The organism is Superficieibacter sp. 1612_C1, from assembly GCF_015234305.1.
Lineage (GTDB): Bacteria > Pseudomonadota > Gammaproteobacteria > Enterobacterales > Enterobacteriaceae > Superficieibacter.
The window spans coordinates 99,401-120,441 of sequence record NZ_JADGMI010000001.1; the positions used below are offsets into that span (position 1 = coordinate 99,401).

General features: G+C 54.1%; 17 protein-coding genes. 10 read left to right on the forward strand and 7 right to left on the reverse strand.

Annotated features, from left to right (window positions below; all coding sequences use genetic code 11):
* Positions 1-68 precede the first annotated feature (68 nt).
* The 5 genes from phoB (at position 69) to malZ (ending at position 7,263) form a co-directional block, all read left to right on the forward strand.
* Positions 69-758 (forward strand): phosphate response regulator transcription factor PhoB, encoded by a 690-nt coding sequence (gene phoB, locus INT84_RS00545; RefSeq protein ID WP_194205214.1) that lies wholly within the window; start codon positions 69-71, stop codon positions 756-758.
* 21 nt (positions 759-779) lie between these two features.
* Entirely contained in the window at positions 780-2,069 is a 1,290-nt protein-coding gene (gene phoR, locus INT84_RS00550; protein WP_194205215.1) for a phosphate regulon sensor histidine kinase PhoR, read from the forward strand.
* A gap of 410 nt (positions 2,070-2,479) precedes the next feature.
* Positions 2,480-3,799: a branched-chain amino acid transporter carrier protein BrnQ gene (gene brnQ / locus INT84_RS00555; RefSeq protein ID WP_194205216.1), complete on the forward strand. Its 1,320-nt coding sequence runs from the start codon at positions 2,480-2,482 to the stop codon at positions 3,797-3,799.
* 81 nt (positions 3,800-3,880) lie between these two features.
* Positions 3,881-5,233: a proline-specific permease ProY gene (gene proY, locus INT84_RS00560; RefSeq protein ID WP_194205217.1), complete on the forward strand. Its 1,353-nt coding sequence runs from the start codon at positions 3,881-3,883 to the stop codon at positions 5,231-5,233.
* Positions 5,234-5,445: 212 nt separating this feature from the next.
* Entirely contained in the window at positions 5,446-7,263 is a 1,818-nt protein-coding gene (gene malZ / locus INT84_RS00565) for a maltodextrin glucosidase (protein ID WP_194206079.1), read from the forward strand.
* A 358-nt stretch (positions 7,264-7,621) separates the two neighbouring features.
* Here malZ and acpH read toward each other — a convergent pair whose 3' ends face one another.
* Positions 7,622-8,203: an ACP phosphodiesterase gene (acpH, locus tag INT84_RS00570; protein ID WP_194205218.1), complete on the reverse strand. Its 582-nt coding sequence runs from the start codon at positions 8,201-8,203 to the stop codon at positions 7,622-7,624.
* 90 nt (positions 8,204-8,293) lie between these two features.
* Between acpH and queA the strand changes: the two genes are divergently transcribed.
* From queA to secF, 5 genes are read left to right on the forward strand one after another with little or no spacing between them, the layout of a single operon-like run.
* Positions 8,294-9,376, forward strand: a complete 1,083-nt coding sequence (queA, locus tag INT84_RS00575; RefSeq protein WP_194205219.1) for a tRNA preQ1(34) S-adenosylmethionine ribosyltransferase-isomerase QueA — start codon at positions 8,294-8,296, stop codon at positions 9,374-9,376.
* A 42-nt stretch (positions 9,377-9,418) separates the two neighbouring features.
* The gene (gene tgt, locus INT84_RS00580) at positions 9,419-10,546 is read left to right on the forward strand and encodes a tRNA guanosine(34) transglycosylase Tgt (protein WP_194205220.1); all 1,128 of its coding nucleotides are present in this window, start codon (positions 9,419-9,421) and stop codon (positions 10,544-10,546) included.
* A 22-nt stretch (positions 10,547-10,568) separates the two neighbouring features.
* Complete coding sequence (yajC, locus tag INT84_RS00585) at positions 10,569-10,901, forward strand: preprotein translocase subunit YajC (RefSeq protein WP_176916817.1); 333 nt, start codon at positions 10,569-10,571, stop codon at positions 10,899-10,901.
* 27 nt (positions 10,902-10,928) lie between these two features.
* Complete coding sequence (secD, locus tag INT84_RS00590) at positions 10,929-12,776, forward strand: protein translocase subunit SecD (RefSeq protein WP_194205221.1); 1,848 nt, start codon at positions 10,929-10,931, stop codon at positions 12,774-12,776.
* 10 nt (positions 12,777-12,786) lie between these two features.
* Positions 12,787-13,758: a protein translocase subunit SecF gene (gene secF, locus INT84_RS00595; protein ID WP_194205222.1), complete on the forward strand. Its 972-nt coding sequence runs from the start codon at positions 12,787-12,789 to the stop codon at positions 13,756-13,758.
* Between the two features lie 60 nt (positions 13,759-13,818).
* Here the strand turns inward: secF and INT84_RS00600 are convergent, their stop codons facing one another.
* From INT84_RS00600 to INT84_RS00625, 6 genes are all read right to left on the reverse strand, one after another.
* Entirely contained in the window at positions 13,819-14,730 is a 912-nt protein-coding gene (locus INT84_RS00600) for a glycoside hydrolase family 43 protein (RefSeq protein WP_194205223.1), read from the reverse strand.
* 92 nt (positions 14,731-14,822) lie between these two features.
* A complete protein-coding gene (locus INT84_RS00605) occupies positions 14,823-15,935 on the reverse strand; it encodes an ABC transporter ATP-binding protein (RefSeq protein WP_194205224.1) in 1,113 nt (370 codons plus the stop codon).
* Between the two features lie 11 nt (positions 15,936-15,946).
* Entirely contained in the window at positions 15,947-17,824 is a 1,878-nt protein-coding gene (locus INT84_RS00610; protein ID WP_194205225.1) for a beta-L-arabinofuranosidase domain-containing protein, read from the reverse strand.
* A 35-nt stretch (positions 17,825-17,859) separates the two neighbouring features.
* A complete protein-coding gene (locus INT84_RS00615) occupies positions 17,860-18,729 on the reverse strand; it encodes a carbohydrate ABC transporter permease (RefSeq protein WP_194205226.1) in 870 nt (289 codons plus the stop codon).
* A 2-nt stretch (positions 18,730-18,731) separates the two neighbouring features.
* Positions 18,732-19,700, reverse strand: coding sequence for a carbohydrate ABC transporter permease (locus INT84_RS00620; protein ID WP_194205227.1), 969 nt, complete (start codon positions 19,698-19,700; stop codon positions 18,732-18,734).
* Between the two features lie 79 nt (positions 19,701-19,779).
* Positions 19,780-21,030 (reverse strand): sugar ABC transporter substrate-binding protein, encoded by a 1,251-nt coding sequence (locus INT84_RS00625; protein ID WP_194205228.1) that lies wholly within the window; start codon positions 21,028-21,030, stop codon positions 19,780-19,782.
* Positions 21,031-21,041 lie beyond the last annotated feature (11 nt).

Here is a 21,041-nt window from a genome sequence, read left to right on the forward strand (position 1 = left end):
CATAAATCTGTCATAAATCTGACGCATAATGACGTCGCTATCCATAATGATGATAAACAGGGTAAAAAATGGCGAGACGTATTCTGGTCGTAGAAGATGAAGCTCCAATTCGTGAGATGGTTTGCTTTGTTCTCGAGCAAAATGGCTTTCAGCCTGTAGAAGCGGAAGATTATGACAGCGCGGTGAATCAGCTCAATGAACCCTGGCCAGATCTGATCCTGCTGGACTGGATGCTTCCCGGCGGTTCCGGCATTCAGTTTATTAAACATATCAAGCGTGAGGCACTGACGCGCGAAATCCCGGTGGTGATGCTCACCGCACGCGGTGAAGAAGAAGATCGCGTTCGCGGACTGGAGACCGGGGCGGATGATTACATCACCAAGCCGTTCTCGCCAAAAGAGCTGGTGGCGCGTATCAAAGCGGTGATGCGCCGCATTTCCCCGATGGCCGTTGACGAGGTCATTGAAATGCAGGGATTGAGTCTCGATCCCTCCTCGCACCGGGTCATGACCAGTGAAAGCCCGCTTGATATGGGGCCGACTGAATTTAAGCTCCTGCACTTCTTTATGACCCATCCCGAACGCGTTTACAGCCGTGAACAACTGTTGAATCATGTCTGGGGAACCAACGTCTACGTGGAAGACAGAACGGTGGATGTTCATATCCGCCGCCTGCGCAAAGCGCTGGAGCAGAGCGGGCACGATCGCATGGTTCAAACCGTTCGCGGCACGGGTTATCGTTTTTCGACCCGTTTCTGAGATCTGACAGGAGTGTGACGCGTGCTGGAACGTCTGTCATGGAAAACGCTGGTTTTTGAACTGATTGTCTGTTGTCTGCCTGCGCTGATACTGGGGGCATTTTTCGGTTATCTGCCGTGGTTTTTGCTGGCGGCGGTGACCGGGCTTCTGGTCTGGCATTTCCTTAATTTGCTGCGTCTTTCCTGGTGGCTGTGGGTGGATCGCAGCATGACGCCGCCGCCGGGTCGCGGTAGCTGGGAGCCTCTGCTTTACGGGCTGCATCAGATGCAGCTACGCAATAAAAAGCGTCGACGTGAACTGGGGAACCTGATCAAACGTTTTCGCAGCGGCGCGGAATCGCTGCCGGATGCAGTGGTGCTGACGACCGAAGAAGGCACGATTTTCTGGTGTAACGGTCTGGCGCAACAGGTGCTGGGGCTGCGCTGGCCGGACGATAACGGACAAAATATTCTTAACCTGCTGCGTTATCCCGAATTTACGCTCTATCTGAAGCATCGCGATTTCAGTCGGCCATTAAATCTGGTGCTCAATAATGGCCGTCACCTCGAATTTCGCGTGATGCCCTACAGTGAAAACCAGCGGCTGATGGTGGCGCGTGATACCACGCAAATGCACCAGCTTGAAGGCGCAAGACGCAATTTCTTTGCCAACGTCAGTCATGAACTGCGCACGCCGCTAACCGTGTTACAGGGCTACCTGGAGATGATGCAGGAGCAGACGCTTGAAGGCGCGCCGCGCGAAAAGGCGCTGCATACCATGCGCGAGCAGACGCAGCGCATGGAATCACTGGTGAAACAATTATTAACCCTCTCCAGGATTGAAGCGGCACCTGCGCTGGCCCTCAACGAAAAGATTGACGTGCCGATGATGCTGCGTGTGATAGAGCGCGAGGCGCAAACCCTCAGCCACGATCGCCATACGCTGCGTTTTACCGTGGATGATTCGTTAAAAGTGCTGGGCAATGAAGAACAATTGCGTAGCGCTATCTCCAATCTGGTGTACAACGCGGTGAATCATACGCCTGCCGGAACCACTATTTCGGTCAGCTGGCAGCGCGATCCGCATGGCGCGCTGTTTGCGATTGACGATAATGGACCGGGAATTGCTGCTGAACATATTCCGCGTCTGACCGAGCGTTTTTATCGTGTCGATAAGGCCCGCTCGCGGCAGACCGGAGGCAGCGGGCTGGGGCTGGCGATTGTGAAACATGCCTTAAATCATCACGACAGCCGCCTGAATATTGCCAGTAAGCCGGGTGAAGGAACGCAATTTAGCTTTTTGCTTCCGGAACGATTGATTGCCAGAAATTAGCGGATTTATCGCGCTTGTAAGAGTAACTTTCCGCAGACCAGCCCAGGCTGGTCTGTTTACTTTGCAGACAAGCGAAACGGATGCCATATCCTCGCGCCTGCTGCTTTTTTGTTCGAATGATCAGCCATCAGTTTTTCTGATAAGTGGTCTGTCATGCTGGCTGAATATCCCGAATTAGCATAATCATCTGGTTTTACGATCCCACCTTGCTTTAAAACGTTATAAGCGTTTAAATTGCGCCCCAGAGGCTGTCATACCGACTGCTTTTGCGTGATAAATCGAAAAACAATACTTCATCACGTCAGTCAGGGAGTATATCCCGCTGGAAATATATGCAATTGCTGCGCGATCGTTCCGCATGGAAAGCAACAATTCATTTACAACACCACATCCACAGGCAGTAAATATTTATGACCCATCAGTTAAAATCTCGCGACATCATTGCTTTGGGCTTTATGACCTTTGCGTTGTTTGTTGGCGCTGGCAATATCATTTTTCCTCCGATGGTTGGTTTGCAGGCGGGCGAGCACGTCTGGACAGCGGCCATTGGCTTTTTAATTACCGGGGTCGGCCTGCCGGTACTGACGGTCATTTCGCTGGCGAAAGTCGGCGGCGGGATTGATAGCCTCAGCACGCCGATCGGTAAAGGCGCGGGCATCCTGCTGGCGACGGTCTGCTATCTGGCGGTGGGTCCGCTGTTTGCCACCCCGCGTACCGCAACGGTTTCCTTTGAAGTGGGGATTGCACCGCTGACGGGTGACGGGGCGATGCCAACCCTCATTTACAGCCTGGTCTATTTTGCGCTGGTGATCGTGGTCTCTCTCTATCCCGGCAAGCTGCTGGATACAGTGGGTAACTTCCTCGCACCGATGAAAATCCTAGCCCTGACGGTGCTTTCCGTCGCCGCGCTGGTATGGCCTGCCGGCCCGATCAGCCATGCGATTGACGCTTATCAGACGGGATCGTTCTCTAACGGCTTCGTTAACGGCTATCTGACGATGGATACCCTGGGCGCAATGGTCTTCGGTATCGTGATTGTCAACGCTGCCCGTTCTCGCGGCGTGACCGAAGCGCGGCTGCTGACTCGCTATACGGTCTGGGCGGGGCTGATGGCGGGTATTGGGCTGACGCTGCTGTATCTGGCGCTGTTCCGTCTCGGCTCCGACAGCGCTACGCTGGTTGATCAGTCTGCTAACGGTGCGGCTATTCTGCACGCGTATGTTCAGCACACCTTTGGCGGGGCGGGAAGTTTACTGCTGGCGGCGCTGATTTTCATTGCCTGTCTGGTCACTGCTGTTGGCCTGACCTGTGCGTGCGCTGAGTTCTTTGCGCAGTATCTGCCGTTCTCCTATCGCTCGCTGGTCTTTATCCTTGGCGTGTTCTCTATGGCGGTCTCCAATCTGGGGCTGGACCAGTTGATTCAAATTTCAGTGCCGGTGTTAACGGCGATCTATCCGCCGTGTATCGCACTGGTTGTGTTAAGCTTCACCCGCCCATGGTGGCATAATTCATCGCGCGTGATTGCGCCCGCCATGTTCATTAGCCTGCTTTTTGGTATCATTGACGGCATTAAAGCCTCGGCATTGAAAGATGTCCTGCCTGCGTGGACCGAGCGTTTACCGCTTACCGAGCAGGGGCTGGCGTGGCTGATGCCAACGGTAGTGATGATTGTGCTGGCTGTTATCTGTGATCGCCTCATGGGGCGTCAGGTAACTTCCAGCGCACATTAATCGTTGCACGGCGGTTCGTTTAACCACGGAACTTAGGGTTTCGTGGTTTTTTATTTTTTGTGTTGAATGGCATTTGAAACGATGGAAAGTACTAACAAGCTGAAGCGGGGACTGAGCACCCGTCACATTCGCTTTATGGCACTCGGGTCGGCAATTGGCACCGGCCTTTTTTATGGCTCGGCGGATGCTATAAAAATGGCAGGTCCCAGCGTACTGCTGGCCTATATTATCGGCGGCGTTGCTGCTTATATCATCATGCGTGCATTGGGGGAGATGTCGGTCCACAACCCCTCTGCCAGCTCCTTTTCGCGCTATGCTCAGGACAATCTCGGCCCGCTGGCGGGCTATATCACCGGCTGGACCTACTGCTTCGAAATCCTGATCGTTGCCATTGCCGACGTTACGGCGTTCGGCATCTATATGGGCGTCTGGTTCCCCGATGTGCCGCACTGGATTTGGGTGCTTAGCGTGGTGATGATCATCTGCGCGGTTAACTTAATGAGCGTGAAGGTGTTCGGCGAACTGGAGTTCTGGTTCTCCTTCTTTAAGGTCGCCACCATTATTATTATGATCGTGGCGGGCATCGGCATCATCGTCTGGGGGATTGGCAACGGCGGGCAACCGACCGGCATCCATAACCTGTGGAGTAACGGCGGCTTCTTCAGCCACGGCTGGCTGGGGATGGTGATGTCGTTGCAAATGGTGATGTTTGCTTACGGCGGTATCGAGATTATCGGTATTACCGCGGGCGAAGCGAAAGATCCTCAGACCTCCATTCCTCGCGCAATCAACTCTGTACCGATGCGTATTCTGGTGTTCTACGTCGGTACGCTGTTTGTGATTATGTCCATCTACCCGTGGAATCAGGTCGGCACAGACGGCAGTCCATTTGTCCTGACGTTTCAGCATATGGGGATCACCTTTGCTGCCAGTATCCTGAACTTTGTGGTGCTGACCGCCTCGCTTTCCGCTATTAACAGCGACGTTTTCGGCGTGGGGCGTATGCTGCACGGCATGGCAGAGCAGGGCAGTGCGCCGAAGTTTTTCGCCAAAACCTCACGTCGCGGTATTCCGTGGGTGACGGTGGTGGTGATGACCTTCGCATTGCTGCTGGCGGTTTATCTTAACTACATCATTCCAGAGAACGTCTTCCTGGTAATCGCCTCGCTGGCGACCTTCGCGACGGTGTGGGTGTGGATAATGATCCTCTTGTCGCAGGTGGCTTTCCGCCGCCGCCTGTCGCCAGAAGAGACTAAAGCGCTGAAGTTTAAGGTGCCGGGTGGTGTGGTGACGACGATTGTCGGGCTGATTTTCCTGGTCTTTATCATCGCGCTGATTGGCTATCATCCGGACACGCGTATTTCGCTGTACGTCGGCTTCGGCTGGATTGTACTGCTGCTGATTGGCTGGATGTTTAAGCGCCGCCAGGCATAATTCCGCAGTATAACGTTTGCCAGCAATCTGAGACCGGGAGATATCCCGGTCTTTTTTTTGCTTACATTTGCATTCTCTCGTGCACTAAAAACCGATCTATCCTGAATGTTCTGCGCCCCCGGCTTCACCCCTGGAAAAACAGCCAAAAGAGGAGGGGGAGCGGCGCGGCTTGTGTCATGGTGGGCTGATTTTTTAAGGAAAGAGGATTGATGATGTTACATGCCTGGCATCTTCCCGTTGCGCCTTTTGTCGCGCAGCGACAGGAACGGCTAACTATCACGCTGTGGCTGAGTGGGGAACACCTGCCGACGCGTGTTGTCCTGCGCAGCGAGCTGGATAACGAAGAGATTTCACTGCCCATGCGGCGTTCCGCGCATGCGCCGCATCCGGGGGTTGTCGCATGGCGCGCGGACATCGATTTGAACGAAGGGCAGCCCCGTCGCCGCTATCTGTTTAAGCTGCTGTGGGAAAATCGACAGCGGTGGTTTGGCCCGCAGGGAATCAGTCAGTTTCCGCCTGCGCGCCTCGAACATTTCGCGCTGGATCTGCCCGATAGCGGCCCGGACTGGGTGGCTGACCAGGTATTTTACCAGATCTTTCCCGATCGCTTCGCGCGCAGCAAACCGGGGCCGATTGCTAAAGACAACGTCTACTATCACCACGCGGCCGGGCGGGAAATTGTTCTGCGCGAGTGGGATGAGCCGTTAACCGCCGAAGCCGGGGGATCGACCTTTTACGGCGGCGATCTCGACGGGATCGGAGAGAAACTTCCATATCTGAAAAAGCTTGGCGTCACCGCCCTTTACCTGAACCCGGTTTTTGTCGCCCCCAGCGTGCATAAATACGATACCGAAGATTATCGCCAGGTCGATCCGCAGTTTGGTGGCAACGTTGCGCTGCTGCGCCTGCGGCAGACTACGCTGGCACAGGGAATGCGGCTGATCCTCGACGGCGTATTTAACCATAGCGGCGACTCCCATGGCTGGTTCGATCGCCATAACCGGGGAACCGGCGGTGCGTGCCATAACCCGGAATCCCCCTGGCGCGACTGGTACAGTTTTTCCGAAGAGGGACGCGCACTTGACTGGCTGGGCTATCCGAGCCTGCCGAAGCTGGATTATCGGTCAGAAACGCTGGTCGATGAAATTTACGGCGGCGAGGACAGCATTGTTCGCCACTGGCTGAAAGCGCCGTGGAATATGGATGGCTGGCGGCTGGACGTCGTGCATATGCTCGGCGAGAACGGCGGTGCGCGCAATAATATGCACCATATCGCCGGGATTACGCGTGCGGCGAAAGAAGCGCGCCCGGATGCGTTTGTTTTTGGCGAGCATTTTGGCGACGCCCGCCAGTGGCTGCAAAACGATGCGGAAGATGCGGCCATGAACTACATGGGCTTCACCAAGCCGCTGTGGGCGTTTCTGGCGAACACCGATCTCTCTTACGATCCACAGGATATCGACGCGCAAATCTGTATGGCGTGGATGGATAACTATCGCGCCTCGCTCTCCCATCAGCAGCAGCTACGCATGTTTAACCAGCTCGACAGCCACGATACCTCACGTTTTAAAACGCTGCTTGGTAAAGACGTGGCGCGTTTGCCGCTGGCGGTGGTGTGGCTGTTTACCTGGCCCGGCGTGCCCTGTATTTATTACGGCGATGAAGTGGGGCTGGACGGCGCGAACGATCCCTTCTGCCGCAAACCGTTTCCGTGGGATAAACGTCAGCAGGACGGTGAGTTACTGGCGCTGTATCAGCGAATGGCGATGCTGCGTCGGCGTAGTCAGGCGCTGCGTCGCGGCGCTTGCCAGGTGATCTATGCCGAGGGCGACGTGGTGGTGTTCGTGCGGGTGCTGAAGCAGCAGCGTGTACTGGTGGCGATTAACCGTGGTCAGGCGTGTGAAGTGGTGGCCGGTGATTCGCCGCTGTTAAACGTTAAGGCGTGGTATCTGAAAGAGGGGAAAGGCACGTTTGAGGGAGATCTCCTGACGCTGCCCGCGGTTTCGGCTTCGGTGTGGGTGGGGAACTAACGCGCTCAATCAGCGTAAAACGTGCCCGGTGGCGGCTTCGCCTTACCGGGCCTACGATCTGGTGTGATTGAGAAGGCGGGCGTCAAACGTAGGCCCGGTAAGCGCAGCGCCACCGGGCATCACGGCGCGACAATACTTTGCCCGGTGGCGGCTTCGCCTTACCGGGCCTGCGATCTGGTGTGATTGAGAAGGCGGGTGTTAAACGTAGGCCCGGTAAGCGCAGCGCCACCGGGCATCACGGCGCGACAATACTTTGCCCGGTGGCGGCTTCGCCTTACCGGGCCTGCGATCTGGTGTGATTGAGAAGGCGGGTGCCAAACGTAGGCCCGGTAAGCGCAGCGCCACCGGGCAACGCGTACTACAACTCCCCCCGCTGCGCCTGTACCATCATCCGCGGATAAAATTGCCAAAATAGCGTCTCCAGCTTCTCATAATGCGCATCCAGATCGTGCCAGGAGTCGCGTAACGCATCAAGACGCGGACGGCGGCTGGCCATACCGTTCAGTACGTTCTGAATAAAGGCCATATCGCGATAGCGTTCCAGCCAACGTTCGGACCATAAGTAATCATTAAGATTAATAAAACGCGGCGGCGAATCGGGCAGAATGCCGCCAATCTGCGCCTCGGCGTAGCCCACGAACTCCACCAGCGGCAGTTCGGGCGAGACTTCTTCCCAGTGCAGCGAAAGAAAATGATCCCACATGACATCCAGCGTGATCGGCGCAACCCGGCGTGTCTCCGGGCGAAACCACTCCCGCGCCGTTTTCACTTCCGGCAGATTATCCGTCAGCACATCGATACGCCGGTGCATATAAATGCCGTCCACTACCGCCTGTGGGTAGAGCGACTGCGGATTACCGCGGACGAAATCCGCCAGTAGATTGCCCGACAGCGAACTGTCAGCGAGATGAGCGAGGTGCAGGTGAGCGAGAAAATTCATGGTTTATTGCTATCTCCGGCAGGGTAAAGGTTGCAGGGAAAACGCCCCGGCACTAGACTACCCGCCTCTTTATTTGTCCTGGTTACCGTCATGCGTCTTGCCGATTTTTCCTTTGAACTCCCTGAATCCCTGATTGCTCACTATCCGCAGCCTGAACGCAGCGCGTGTCGCTTGTTATCGCTGGACGGGCCGACAGGGGCACTGACGCATGGTACTTTCACCGATCTGCTCGACAAGCTCAACCCCGGCGATCTTCTGGTCTTTAATAATACCCGGGTGATCCCGGCGCGTCTGTTTGGTCGTAAAGCCAGCGGCGGCAAGATTGAAGTGCTGGTCGAGCGGATGCTGGATGATAAACGTATTCTGGCACATATTCGCGCCTCTAAAGCGCCAAAGCCCGGTGCGGAACTGCTGCTCGGCGATGATGAAAGCATCAACGCAACGATGACCGCCCGTCACGATGCATTGTTTGAAGTTGAGTTTCACGATGAGCGCCCGGTGCTGGATATCCTCAACGCCATCGGCCACATGCCGCTGCCGCCGTATATCGACCGCCCGGATGAAGATGCTGACCGCGAACTGTATCAGACCGTCTACAGTCAAAAGCCAGGCGCGGTAGCCGCGCCGACCGCCGGTTTGCACTTCGATGAACCGCTGCTGGAACGCCTGCGGCAGAAAGGTATTGAGATGGCGTTTGTCACCCTGCACGTGGGGGCGGGGACGTTCCAGCCGGTGCGCGTCGAGAGCATTGAAGATCACATCATGCACTCTGAATATGCTGAAGTGCCGCAGGACGTGGTTGACGCGGTGCTGACCGCCAAAGCGCGCGGCAACCGGGTGATTGCTGTGGGCACGACTTCGGTACGCTCGCTGGAGAGCGCGGCGCAGGCGGCGAAAAATGACCTGATCGAGCCGTTCTTTGGCGATACGCAAATCTTTATCTATCCTGGCTATCAATACAAAGTCATTGATGCGCTGGTGACTAACTTCCACCTGCCAGAATCCACGCTGATTATGCTGGTCTCGGCATTTGCGGGTTATAAACACACCATGAATGCGTATGAGCAGGCGGTTAACGCCGAATATCGCTTTTTTAGTTATGGCGATGCGATGTATATCACGTACAATCCGTCGGCGATTAATGAACGTGTCGGGGATGACTCCGCGGCATAAGCTTTTCACGTTGGACTGTTTTTCCGGCGTACTGGAGAAAAAATGAAATTCGAACTGGATACCACCGACGGACGCGCCCGCCGCGGCCGCCTGGTGTTTGATCGTGGCGTAGTGGAAACGCCTGCGTTTATGCCCGTTGGTACCTACGGCACCGTTAAAGGCATGACGCCGGAAGAAGTTGAAGCGACCGGCGCGCAAATCATTCTCGGTAACACTTTCCACCTGTGGCTGCGTCCGGGCCAGGAAATCATGAAGCTGCACGGCGATCTGCATGATTTTATGCAGTGGAAAGGGCCGATCCTCACCGATTCCGGCGGTTTCCAGGTCTTCAGCCTGGGTGATATTCGCAAGATCACCGAGCAGGGCGTGCATTTCCGCAACCCGATCAATGGCGATCCGATCTTCCTCGATCCGGAAAAATCGATGGAAATCCAGTTCGATCTTGGTTCCGACATTGTCATGATCTTCGACGAATGTACGCCATACCCGGCGGACTGGGACTACGCGAAGCGCTCAATGGAAATGTCGCTGCGCTGGGCAAAACGCAGCCGCGACCGTTTTGACGGGCTTGGCAATAAAAACGCGCTGTTCGGTATTATTCAGGGCAGCGTTTACGAAGATTTACGCGATATCTCCGTCAAAGGTCTGGTGGAGATTGGCTTTGATGGCTACGCTGTCGGCGGACTGGCGGTTGGCGAGCCGAAGGCAGATATGCACCGCATTCTGGAGCACGTTTGCCCGCAAATCCCGGCAGACAAACCACGCTACCTGATGGGCGTCGGCAAACCGGAAGATCTGGTTGAAGGCGTGCGTCGCGGTATCGATATGTTTGACTGCGTGATGCCGACGCGTAACGCCCGCAACGGTCATCTGTTTGTGACCGACGGCGTGGTGAAAATCCGTAACGCGAAGTATAAAAGCAATACCAGCCCGCTCGATGCCGAGTGTGATTGCTACACCTGTCGCAATTATTCACGCGCCTACTTGCATCATCTCGACCGTTGTAACGAAATACTGGGCGCGCGTCTCAATACCATTCACAACCTGCGATACTATCAGCGTTTAATGGCTGGTTTACGCAAGGCTATTGAAGAGGGTAAATTAGAGAGCTTCGTCGCCGATTTTTACCAGCGTCAGGGGCGACCCGTACCACCTGTCAACGTTGATTAATTTTAATAATGAGGGAATTTGAATGAGCTTTTTTATTTCTGATGCGATAGCAGCACCAGCCGCAGGTGCAGGCCAAAGCCAGTGGACGTTGATTCCGATGCTGGTGGTTTTTGGTCTGATTTTCTACTTCATGATCTTACGTCCTCAGCAGAAGCGTACTAAAGAGCATAAAAATCTGATGAGCTCTATCGCGAAAGGCGATGAAGTATTGACCAACGGCGGCCTGGTTGGTCGCGTCACTAAAGTGGCTGAGACGGGTTATATCGTCATCGCTCTGAACGACACCACTGAAGTGGTTATCAAACGTGATTTCGTAGCTGCCGTTCTGCCGAAAGGCACGATGAAGGCGCTGTAATTTATTGATTTCCCAAAGGGAACTGCCGTGTTAAACCGTTATCCTTTGTGGAAGTACATTATGCTGGTCGTCGTGATTATCGTCGGCCTGCTTTACGCACTTCCCAACCTTTATGGTGAGGATCCGGCTGTTCAGGTCACTGGCGCGCGCGGCAGCGCCGCCAGTGAGCAAACGCTGATCCAGGTCCAGAATACGTTACAAAAAGAAAAAATCACCGCGAAGTCCATGGCGCTGGAAGAGGGTGCTATTTTAGTGCGCTTCGACTCCACGGATACCCAACTGCGTGCACGTGAAGCGCTGGTTGACGTGCTGAGCGACAAATACGTCGTGGCGCTTAACCTCGCACCGGCAACCCCGCGCTGGCTGGCAGCCCTCAAAGCAGAGCCGATGAAGCTCGGTCTTGACCTGCGTGGCGGCGTTCACTTCCTGATGGAAGTGGATATGGACACCGCACTGGGTAAACTCCAGGAACAAAATATCGACGGCCTGCGCAGCGATCTGCGTGAAAAAGGCATTCCTTACACTACCGTTCGTAAAGAAAATAATTATGGCCTGAGCATTACTTTCCGTGATGCGACTGCCCGTGATGAAGCGGTTTCTTATCTGAGCAAGCGTCATCAGGATCTGGTGATTTCGAGCCAGGGCGATAACGCGCTGCGTGCGGTGATGACCGATGCGCGTCTGAGCGAAGCCCGTGAATATGCGGTCCAGCAGAACATCAACATTCTGCGTAACCGTGTAAACCAGCTGGGCGTTGCCGAGCCGGTGGTTCAACGCCAGGGCGCAGACCGTATTGTGGTCGAGCTACCAGGTATTCAGGACACCGCGCGGGCGAAAGAGATCCTTGGTGCAACCGCAACGCTGGAATTCCGTCTGGTTAACACCAACGTCGATCAGGCTGCCGCCGCGTCTGGCCGTATTCCCGGCGACTCAGAAGTGAAGCAGATGCGTGAAGGCCAGCCGGTAGTGCTGTTCAAACGCGTGATCCTGACCGGTGACCATATTACCGACTCCACCTCTAATCAGGATGAGTACAACCAGCCGCAGGTTAACATCTCGCTCGACAGCGCAGGTGGTAACATTATGTCTAACTTCACCAAAGACAACATCGGTAAACCGATGGCGACCCTGTTTGTGGAGTATAAAGACAGCGGTAAAAAAGATGCCAACGGGCGTGCGGTTCTGGTGAAACAGGAAGAGGTGATTAACGTCGCCAATATCCAGTCTCGTCTGGGTAACAGCTTCCGTATTACCGGTATTAACAACCCGAATGAAGCGCGCCAGCTCTCGCTGCTGTTGCGTGCCGGTGCGTTGATTGCGCCGATTCAGATTGTTGAAGAGCGCACTATCGGGCCAACGCTGGGTATGCAGAATATCAAGCAGGGTCTGGAAGCCTGTCTGGCTGGTCTGGTGGTTTCCATCCTGTTTATGTTGGTCTTCTACAAGAAGTTTGGTCTGATTGCGACCAGTGCGTTAGTGGCGAACCTGGTGCTGATCGTCGGTATCATGTCACTCCTGCCGGGCGCAACGCTAAGTATGCCGGGTATCGCAGGTATCGTCCTAACCCTTGCGGTGGCGGTCGATGCTAACGTACTGATTAACGAACGTATCAAAGAAGAGTTAAGCAACGGACGTTCGGTGCAGCAGGCGATCCACGAAGGCTATGCGGGCGCGTTCAGCTCCATCTTCGATGCGAACATTACCACGTTGATTAAAGTTCTGATCCTCTATGCCGTAGGCACCGGGGCCATTAAAGGGTTCGCGATCACTACCGGTATTGGTGTGGCGACGTCGATGTTTACCGCGATTGTCGGTACGCGTGCCATCGTAAACCTGTTGTATGGCGGCAAACGCGTCAACAAGCTGTCAATCTGAGGAGTGCGATGTGGCACAGGAATATACTGTTGAACAATTGAACCACGGCCGTAAAGTCTACGACTTTATGCGCTGGGACTACTGGGCTTTCGGCATCTCCGGTTTGTTGCTGGTGGCGGCCATTGTCATTATGGGCGTGCGCGGATTTAACTGGGGTCTCGATTTCACCGGCGGTACCGTTATTGAAATCACCCTGGAAAAACCGGCGGATATGGACGTGATGCGCGAAGCGCTGCAAAAGGCGGGCTTTGAAGAGCCGCAGTTGCAGAACTTTGGTAGCAGCCACGACATCATGGTGCGCATGCCGCCAACCGAAGGTGAAAACGGCGGGCAGGTACTGGGTAGCAAGGTGCTGAGCGTCATCAATGAAGCCACCAGCCAGAACGCGGCGGTTAAGCGCATTGAATTCGTCGGGCCGAGCGTCGGTGCCGATCTGGCGCAAACCGGTGCGATGGCGCTGATGGTGGCGCTGATCTCCATCCTTGTGTATGTCGGTTTCCGCTTCGAGTGGCGACTGGCGGCAGGGGTGGTTATCTCGCTGGCGCACGACGTGATCATCACCTTAGGGATCCTGTCGCTGTTCCATATCGAGATTGACCTGACCATCGTTGCATCGTTGATGTCGGTTATCGGTTACTCACTGAACGACAGCATCGTGGTATCGGACCGTATTCGTGAAAACTTCCGCAAAATTCGTCGCGGGACGCCTTACGAAATCTTTAACGTGTCTTTGACCCAGACGCTGCACCGTACGTTGATTACCTCCGGTACAACGTTGGTGGTTATTCTGATGCTGTATCTCTTCGGGGGTCCGGTACTGGAAGGCTTCTCACTGACCATGCTGATCGGTGTTTCCATCGGTACCGCATCGTCAATCTACGTGGCTTCGGCGCTGGCGCTGAAACTGGGTATGAAGCGCGAGCATATGCTCCAGCAGAAAGTCGAGAAAGAAGGGGCGGATCAGCCGTCGCTTCTGCCGTAAACTGGCTTTTATGTCATACTAAAATCCCGGTCATTTGACCGGGATTTTTTTACGCAGGCGTCAGGCCGGGGGCGCGTAAATTTCCGTTTGCGCCGTCATGATCACCGGTTGGATCTGCCCGTCTTTAAACGCCAGCTTGTCCAGGCACAGCATTCGGTGTCCTGCTTCGCTATCGCCTGGAATGCGCCGGTGATAGGCAATTAGCCAGCTATCGTCATTCCCGAGCGAAATACAGCTGTGGTGTCCTGGGCCGTCGGCAATGGGCTGTGCGGTGAGGATCACGGTTCTCGGACCGGAGAAATCGAATGGCGTGTCGCTGTCTGCGGCCACTGCCCGGTAGGTTCCATTCTTCCAGTTGCCTTCCGACCACATAAAATGATATCTCCCCCGGCGTTTTATCATGCACGGCGCTTCAACATAGCCGGGAATGTCGATTTCCCGGAACTTTTCGCCATTCTCAAAGGGAACAAATCCATCCATTTGCGGGTTCATCTGCGCGACGTTGCAGTGTCCCCATCCACCGTAATAGAGGTAGATTTTGCCGTCGTCATCGGCAAAAAGATGCGCGTCGATGGGCTGTGCGCCGTTGATAAAATGGTCAATAAGAGGGTGTTTAAGCAGCGCGCGGAACGGACCGGCGGGGGTATCCGCGACGGCGATTTCCAGACCGCCCTGTTCTTCATCGCGCTGAATGTCGTTAGAGGCAAAGATGAGGTAATACTTGTCGTGCGCGGCGACGATGGTCGGTGCCCAGACCGCACGCCAGATCCACGGAAAATCTGCCATCTCAACGATCCCCGAATGCTTTTGCCAGTGCACTAAATCCGGGGAGGAGAAGGCGTCAATATTGAGCTGCTTTTCATATTCCGTGAAGGAGCGCGTAACGTAAATCCAGTACTGGCCTTCGTAGAAACGTATTTCCGGGTCGGCATACCAGCCCTCGACCAGCGGGTTATGAAGCGTGACAGGCATGGTGTTTATTCCTTAACGTTAAGTTAATCAGCGAGCTGTTACGGTGAGATCCACGCGATAGCACCGACTCGCCTTTCGACGAGTCAGTGGGGTCAAGCGGGCAGGCGAGGGCACGCCTGTTCGTTATGATCAAAAAGATGACAACAGTGTGCCGGGAGGTGCAGCCTAACGGTGCTGTAGCACTGATGTTGATGATGGCCCGTGAGCTTCGCCGTGATGTCGCCGTCCAGATACAGACAGGTGGCGTCGCCAAGCTGCTCGATAAAATGGATACTCCGCTCAAGGACGTTCTCGCGCGCATCCGCCGTCAGGGTAATGTGCTCCGGGCGGACCCCTACCGTCACGTTTTCACCGCATGATAACTGCTTGCCGCTCACCCCTGCGCTCAGAATCTCACCACCCGGCAGCCTGACCTCCACGCGGTCAGCATGGATTTGGATTACCTGGGCGGGCAAGAAATTCATCCGCGGCGAGCCGATAAAGCTGGCGGTAAATTTATTGCGCGGATGTTCGTAAAGCGCCATTGGCGAGCCAATCTGCGCCACGCTGCCGTATTTATTGACGTTTTCGCCGCTGTTAAGCAGCACGATTTTATCCGCCAGCGTCATCGCCTCCACCTGATCGTGGGTGACATAAATGGTGGCGATGTTTTCAAATTCCCGATGCAGGCGGCCAATCTCAAGACGCATTTGCGCACGCAGACCTGCGTCCAGGTTGGAGAGCGGTTCATCAAACAAAAAGGCACCGGGTTTGCGCACGATAGCGCGTCCGATCGCCACGCGCTGTCGCTGCCCGCCGGAGAGCGCGGCGGGGCGACGGGTAAGCAGTTCCTCCAGCTGCAAGGATTTCGCCGCCGCGGCCACCTGTTTTTTTATCTCATTCTCGGGCATCTTCGCCATCTTCAGGGCGAAGCCCATGTTTTCCTCGACGGTCATATGGGGATAGAGCGCATAGTTCTGAAACACCATCGCGATGCCCCTCTCGGAAGAGGGGACCTCGGTCATGCGTTTATCATCAATATACAACTCACCTGCAGAGATCTCCTCCAGCCCGGCGATCATCCGCAGCAGGGTAGATTTTCCGCAGCCGGACGGGCCAACGATGACGCAAAACTCACCTTTGTTGATGGTCAGGTTGATATCGTTAATCACGATCTGTTTTGCCGAATACGCTTTGTAAACGGACTCTAATCGTATTGTTGCCATTGCCTTACCCTTTAATGTGCTTCCGCTTGCTTCTGGCGTCCGTCAACCCACGGGAATTCGGCGATGCGAATACGCGCGCAGCCGTAAGGCACCAGCGTGACCGTCGACGGGCACGACATTGCGTCGTACGCCGGGCTGTTCGGCACCGGGCCTGCCGAGTTATCCACGACTTTCCAGGTGGGGAGCCGACGTGCGCTGGCGCGCAGGGTCAGCGGGGCACTGGCTAGCGCAAACGGCTGCTCGCCGGAAGGCCGATAGTGGATCTCACGAATATCCGCGCCGGTTTCCGGCTGGACGTCGAGCGCATAGTTCCAGGTGGAACGTGGACGCACTTCCCAGTCGCCGGTGATCGCGCCGCCGGGAATTTTTTCCCAGATTTCGCCGGGCGTCAGCGCCATCAGCAGCGGACCGTAATAGAGGCTGACCGCGTTGTGATGACGCGGTTCAACGATAACCTCACGTTCAAAGATGACGGTAACATTGTCTCCGGTCTGCCACTGCCGGGTGAGGGGCAGATAGCCGCTTTCATTCACCACGGGAAGGGTATTGCCGTTGAGGGTGATAAGCGCGCCGCAGCTCCATTGCGGTATGCGCAGCCACAGCGTTTTCTCTCCGACAGGCGCGGAATGCACCGTAAAGATCAGATCGGCGTTGAAGGGATAATCGGTATCCAGCGATACTTTCCAGTCGCCCGATTCGACGGTAGCAGGGGCGTATACCATACAGGCCAGATCGCCTGCGCCGACGCGCATGAACAGGCTGTTACAGAACTTCGGCCAGCCCTGATGATAATTCGCGGTACAGCAGCCGAAGTTAGGCTCCAGACCGAAGGTATTACATTCGTCTCCGCTATAGGTCCAGTTGCGCTGGGCAACGCTGGCAGCAATCTGGTTCGGCTGTTGATGGTATTGGTGCGCCATCATGTCTGCGGTGATCCCGGCGGGCAGGGCGTTAAACGCGATGCGTTCGAGACGATCGGCAAAGCTGGCCTCGCCGTAGATCCGCAGCAGGTTTTCCAGCGAATACATTAATTCGACTATGGCGCATAGCTCCACGCCCTGTTCCGGTGCGTTGCCCGCCAGCCACTCATCGCCGGAGAACATGCCCTGCGCCTGCCCGTGGTGGCGATCCAGTTCGCTAAAGCAGCGCTGAATTTCTGTCAGCCGCTGGCGCTGTTGATCAATATCGTCATGCATGGCGGAGTATTTCATTCCCATCGCGACGTTAACCACATGCGTCAGATGAGAGAAATAGTTAACCGGGCCGGTGGGCAAATGATGGAGGATAAAGTCCGGCCAGTGATTTCCCTGCGCCAGCAGCAGTTGGGCAAGTTCGGGCAGTTTGTCATCATCCGGCTGCTGTTTCCACGCCCACAGTACCGGGAGAACGTTATCGGCGGCGCGGGCTTTCCCCCAGTCGCTCAGCGGGCGTTCAGGAAGATGTTGAAGCTGATAATGGAAGTAGCGCTGCATAAAAGGCAGAACGCGGGGATCGCTGGTGGCGTCGGCGTACTGCATCAATACTTTCAGCGCCACCATGCGCGGCCACCAGTCATTATTCTGCCGGGGTCCAAACCAGCCCTCCGCATCCTGACTATTGAGCATCCACTCAATCCACTTCTGCGTTTTCTTGATCAGCTTTTCATCATGCAGGCAGTACGCCAGCGGAAGCAGCCCGTCGAGGTAATAAGGGCCGCGCTCCCAGCTCTCGCCGCTACCGCCCAGCCAGCCGCTGTTTTCACCGACATCGGGCCAGACCTCTTCCAGTTGCCCGGAAAGACCCTGCGCCTGTAGTGTTAACTGACGCTTCAGCCATCCGAGAGGCTGGATATTGCCCGGATTAATAAACGACAGCGTTCCCGGAATGGCAGATACCGTATTTAGCTTCATGCTCGATCTCCATGAAATAATAGACAAGTATTGGATTAGCCTTTCGTGGCACCGCTGGTTAATCCGCTGACATAATGCTTTTGTAAAAACAGGAAAATAATGATGCAGGGCAGCATGGTGAAGGTGGTGCTGGCCTGGAGTAAGCCCCAGTTAACGGTGCCATACTGCCCGGAGCTGGTGGTAAACAGTAAAATAGGCATGGTGTAGTTCTCTGAATCGGTCATAAATACCAGCGCAACTAAGAACTCATTCCATGCGGCAATAAATGTGGTGACGATGACGGTGACAATGCCGGGGGAAATCATGGTCGGCATGACCCGGAAAAGGATTTTTAGCGGTGAGCAACCGTCAAGCTGTGCCGCTTCATCTATTTCTTTTGGAATGCTGTCAAAGGTGTTGCGCATCATAAAAACGCTAAACGGCAGCTGGAAAGTAATATAAACCAGCACCAACCCGATAATGTTATTTTGCAGCCCCATTTTGGTAATAATAATAAATAGCGGCGTCAAAATTGGCTGGAAAGGGATCATCATCGTTAACAGGATGATGACAAAAAAGAGGTTCTTACCGCGAAAATTAAAGCGTGAAAAACCATAGCCAGCCAGCGTGGACAAGATCACCGTTCCGATCACCGTCAGGAGTGATATTATCCCTGACAGCATAATTGCTCTGGTCATACTGTTACTGGAGAGCAACAGTTCGCTAAAGTTATCGATAGTGAAAATAGACGGCCACCATGTCGGCGGCGTCATTACCAGGTCGCCAGGGATTTTCAATGACGAAATAAATACGCACGCTAAGGGATACAGGAACCCTATCACTAACAGGCCATTAACCGCATAGAATAAGATCCCGGTGAGGGTGTTTCTCTGGCGGTTAAACTGTAAAACGACGTCGTTGCTCATGATTAAGCCCGTCCCTCTTTATCGCGTAAGAACCAGATTTGCAGAATGCTAATAACCATTAAGATGAATAGCTGGACAATAGATAACGCAGCACCATAACCCATACGACCATAAAGAAAGGAGTTGTTGTAAATATAAAATACGTTGGTGATGGTCTTATCCATCGGGCCGCCATTGGTAATAATATAAAACTGATCGAAAGCCAGCAGCGAGCCGGATACGGAGAGGATCAGCGTTAGCATAAAGGTGCGTCGCATCAGCGGCAGCGTGATGTAGCGTAGCCGCCGCCAGCCTGTTGCACCATCGACCTGCGCCGCATGATAAATATCTTTATCGATCCCCTGTAGGCCAACCAGCAGCAGGATCATGTTAAAACCCGCCGTTTTCCATAACACCATCGCGATAACGACACAGAAGCTGGCGTTAAAAGAATCCTGATAAATTACCGGTGCGTCAAACACCCCTAGCGAGACGCCGAGATGATTCAGCAGGCCGTAGCGCGGATCGAGCAACCAGCGCCACATAATACTGGCCGCGCCAAAGCCAATCACCGTAGGCAGAAAATAGACGCTGCGGAAAAACGCGACGCCGGGTTTGTGGTTCTCTTTCACCAGCGACGCCATGACCATCGACAGTATGAATATCAACGGCGTAATAATGATGGCGTACATAAACGTGAACTTTAATGCATGCCAGAAAATATCATCATCAATAATATTAAGATAATTCGTCAGGCCAATAAATTTGACCTTGCCAAACAGGGGCCACTTATAAAAAGACATCCATGCGGTCATAATGAGCGGGGTAATAAAGAACAGCCCCACGACGATCAGCACCGGCAGGATGAATAAAAACCCCAGATAACCTTTGGTGTTGTTTTTACGGAATTTCAGCCCGGACAATGCAGCATTTTTTTGTTGAAGCCATTGCTGAAAAAGCTGGGGTTGATACTCTTCTGTTTGTGTAGACATTCTCAACGCCTCACCGACAGGCGATCTGCCAGTAGTAACGTACTGGCAGAGGCCTTATTTAGAACGATTTTAGTAAATCTTACTGTTCCGATCTTTTTAAAATTTGCTTAATTTTATGGTCAGCCGTTTTCAGCGCGTTATCCACATCGCCTTCAAAAATGGATTTTTGTATCAGCGTCAGCAGCGGGCTATTTTGGGCATTAATGGTTTCATTATAAGGGACCAGATAAGGCACATGTCCTTTGGCCAGCGCTTTACTGGCCAGTAAATATTTGGCGTCTTTCTGGCTGTACGGATTTTCGCTGGCGTCCTGGCGCGTGGGAATATAGCCATTTTTCGCCAGGACTTCGATCTGCGTCTCTTTCGATAAGGTCCAGTTGATAAAATCAATGGCTTCTTTCTCATGCTTGCTACCGACCGGAATGGCAAAAGCGTCGCCGCCAGAGAAGGAGGCCCAGTCGCCTTTTTTCTCACCGGGGAAATAAGCTACGCCATAATCAATATCAGGGTAGTTATCTTTAAATACTTTAAAGGTGAATGCGCCAGAACCCACCATGCCGATTTTCCCGGAGGCAAACGAGTCGTTGAGGGAGGAATCGGCCCGGGAGAGCGGCGAAATTAACCCGTCTTTGTACATGTTGTGGAAAAAGGTGAGCGTTTTTTTGTTATTTTCTGAGTTAACCACCGAGGTTTTGCCGTCAGCGGAGACCAGATCGCCGCCGTTGGCCCAGAGATAAGGCACAAAGGTAAACGCCAGACAACCGGAACATCCGCCGGGGAGCGCAAAGCCGTAATAGCCGTCGCCAAGTTTGGTGATCTTCTCAGCATCCTCACGTAATTCCTGTAGCGTCTCCGGCGGTCGTTGCGGGTCTAAACCAGCCTCGCGGAAAAGCTTTTTATTGTAATAGAGGAAAGAAGATTCAGCGGCAAAAGGAACGCCATAAATATGGCCTTCATAGCTGCCAATCGCTTTCAGCGTGTCGCTAAACTGGCCTATATAATCTTTGGTGCCGATTTTGTCCGTCAGATCCACCAGCTGTTCAGAGCGGTTAAGTTCGGGGAAATAGACAATATCAAGCGCCACCAGATCGGGAGGATTCCCGGCGGCAATGGATGAGCTCAGTTTAGACATTAAGGAGGAGTTGGGAATGACATTCAGGCGAACGTTAACCTTATCCTGGGATTTATTGTATTCATTAACAATAACCTCCAGAGATGACTGATCGCTGCGGCCCCAAAAGGTTATTGTTTCTTTTGCCTGCGCAATTCCATTAAATGAGGCGGAAATAATACACGCGGCAACGGTGGTATGGACAAATTTAGAAATCATAAAATCCCCTA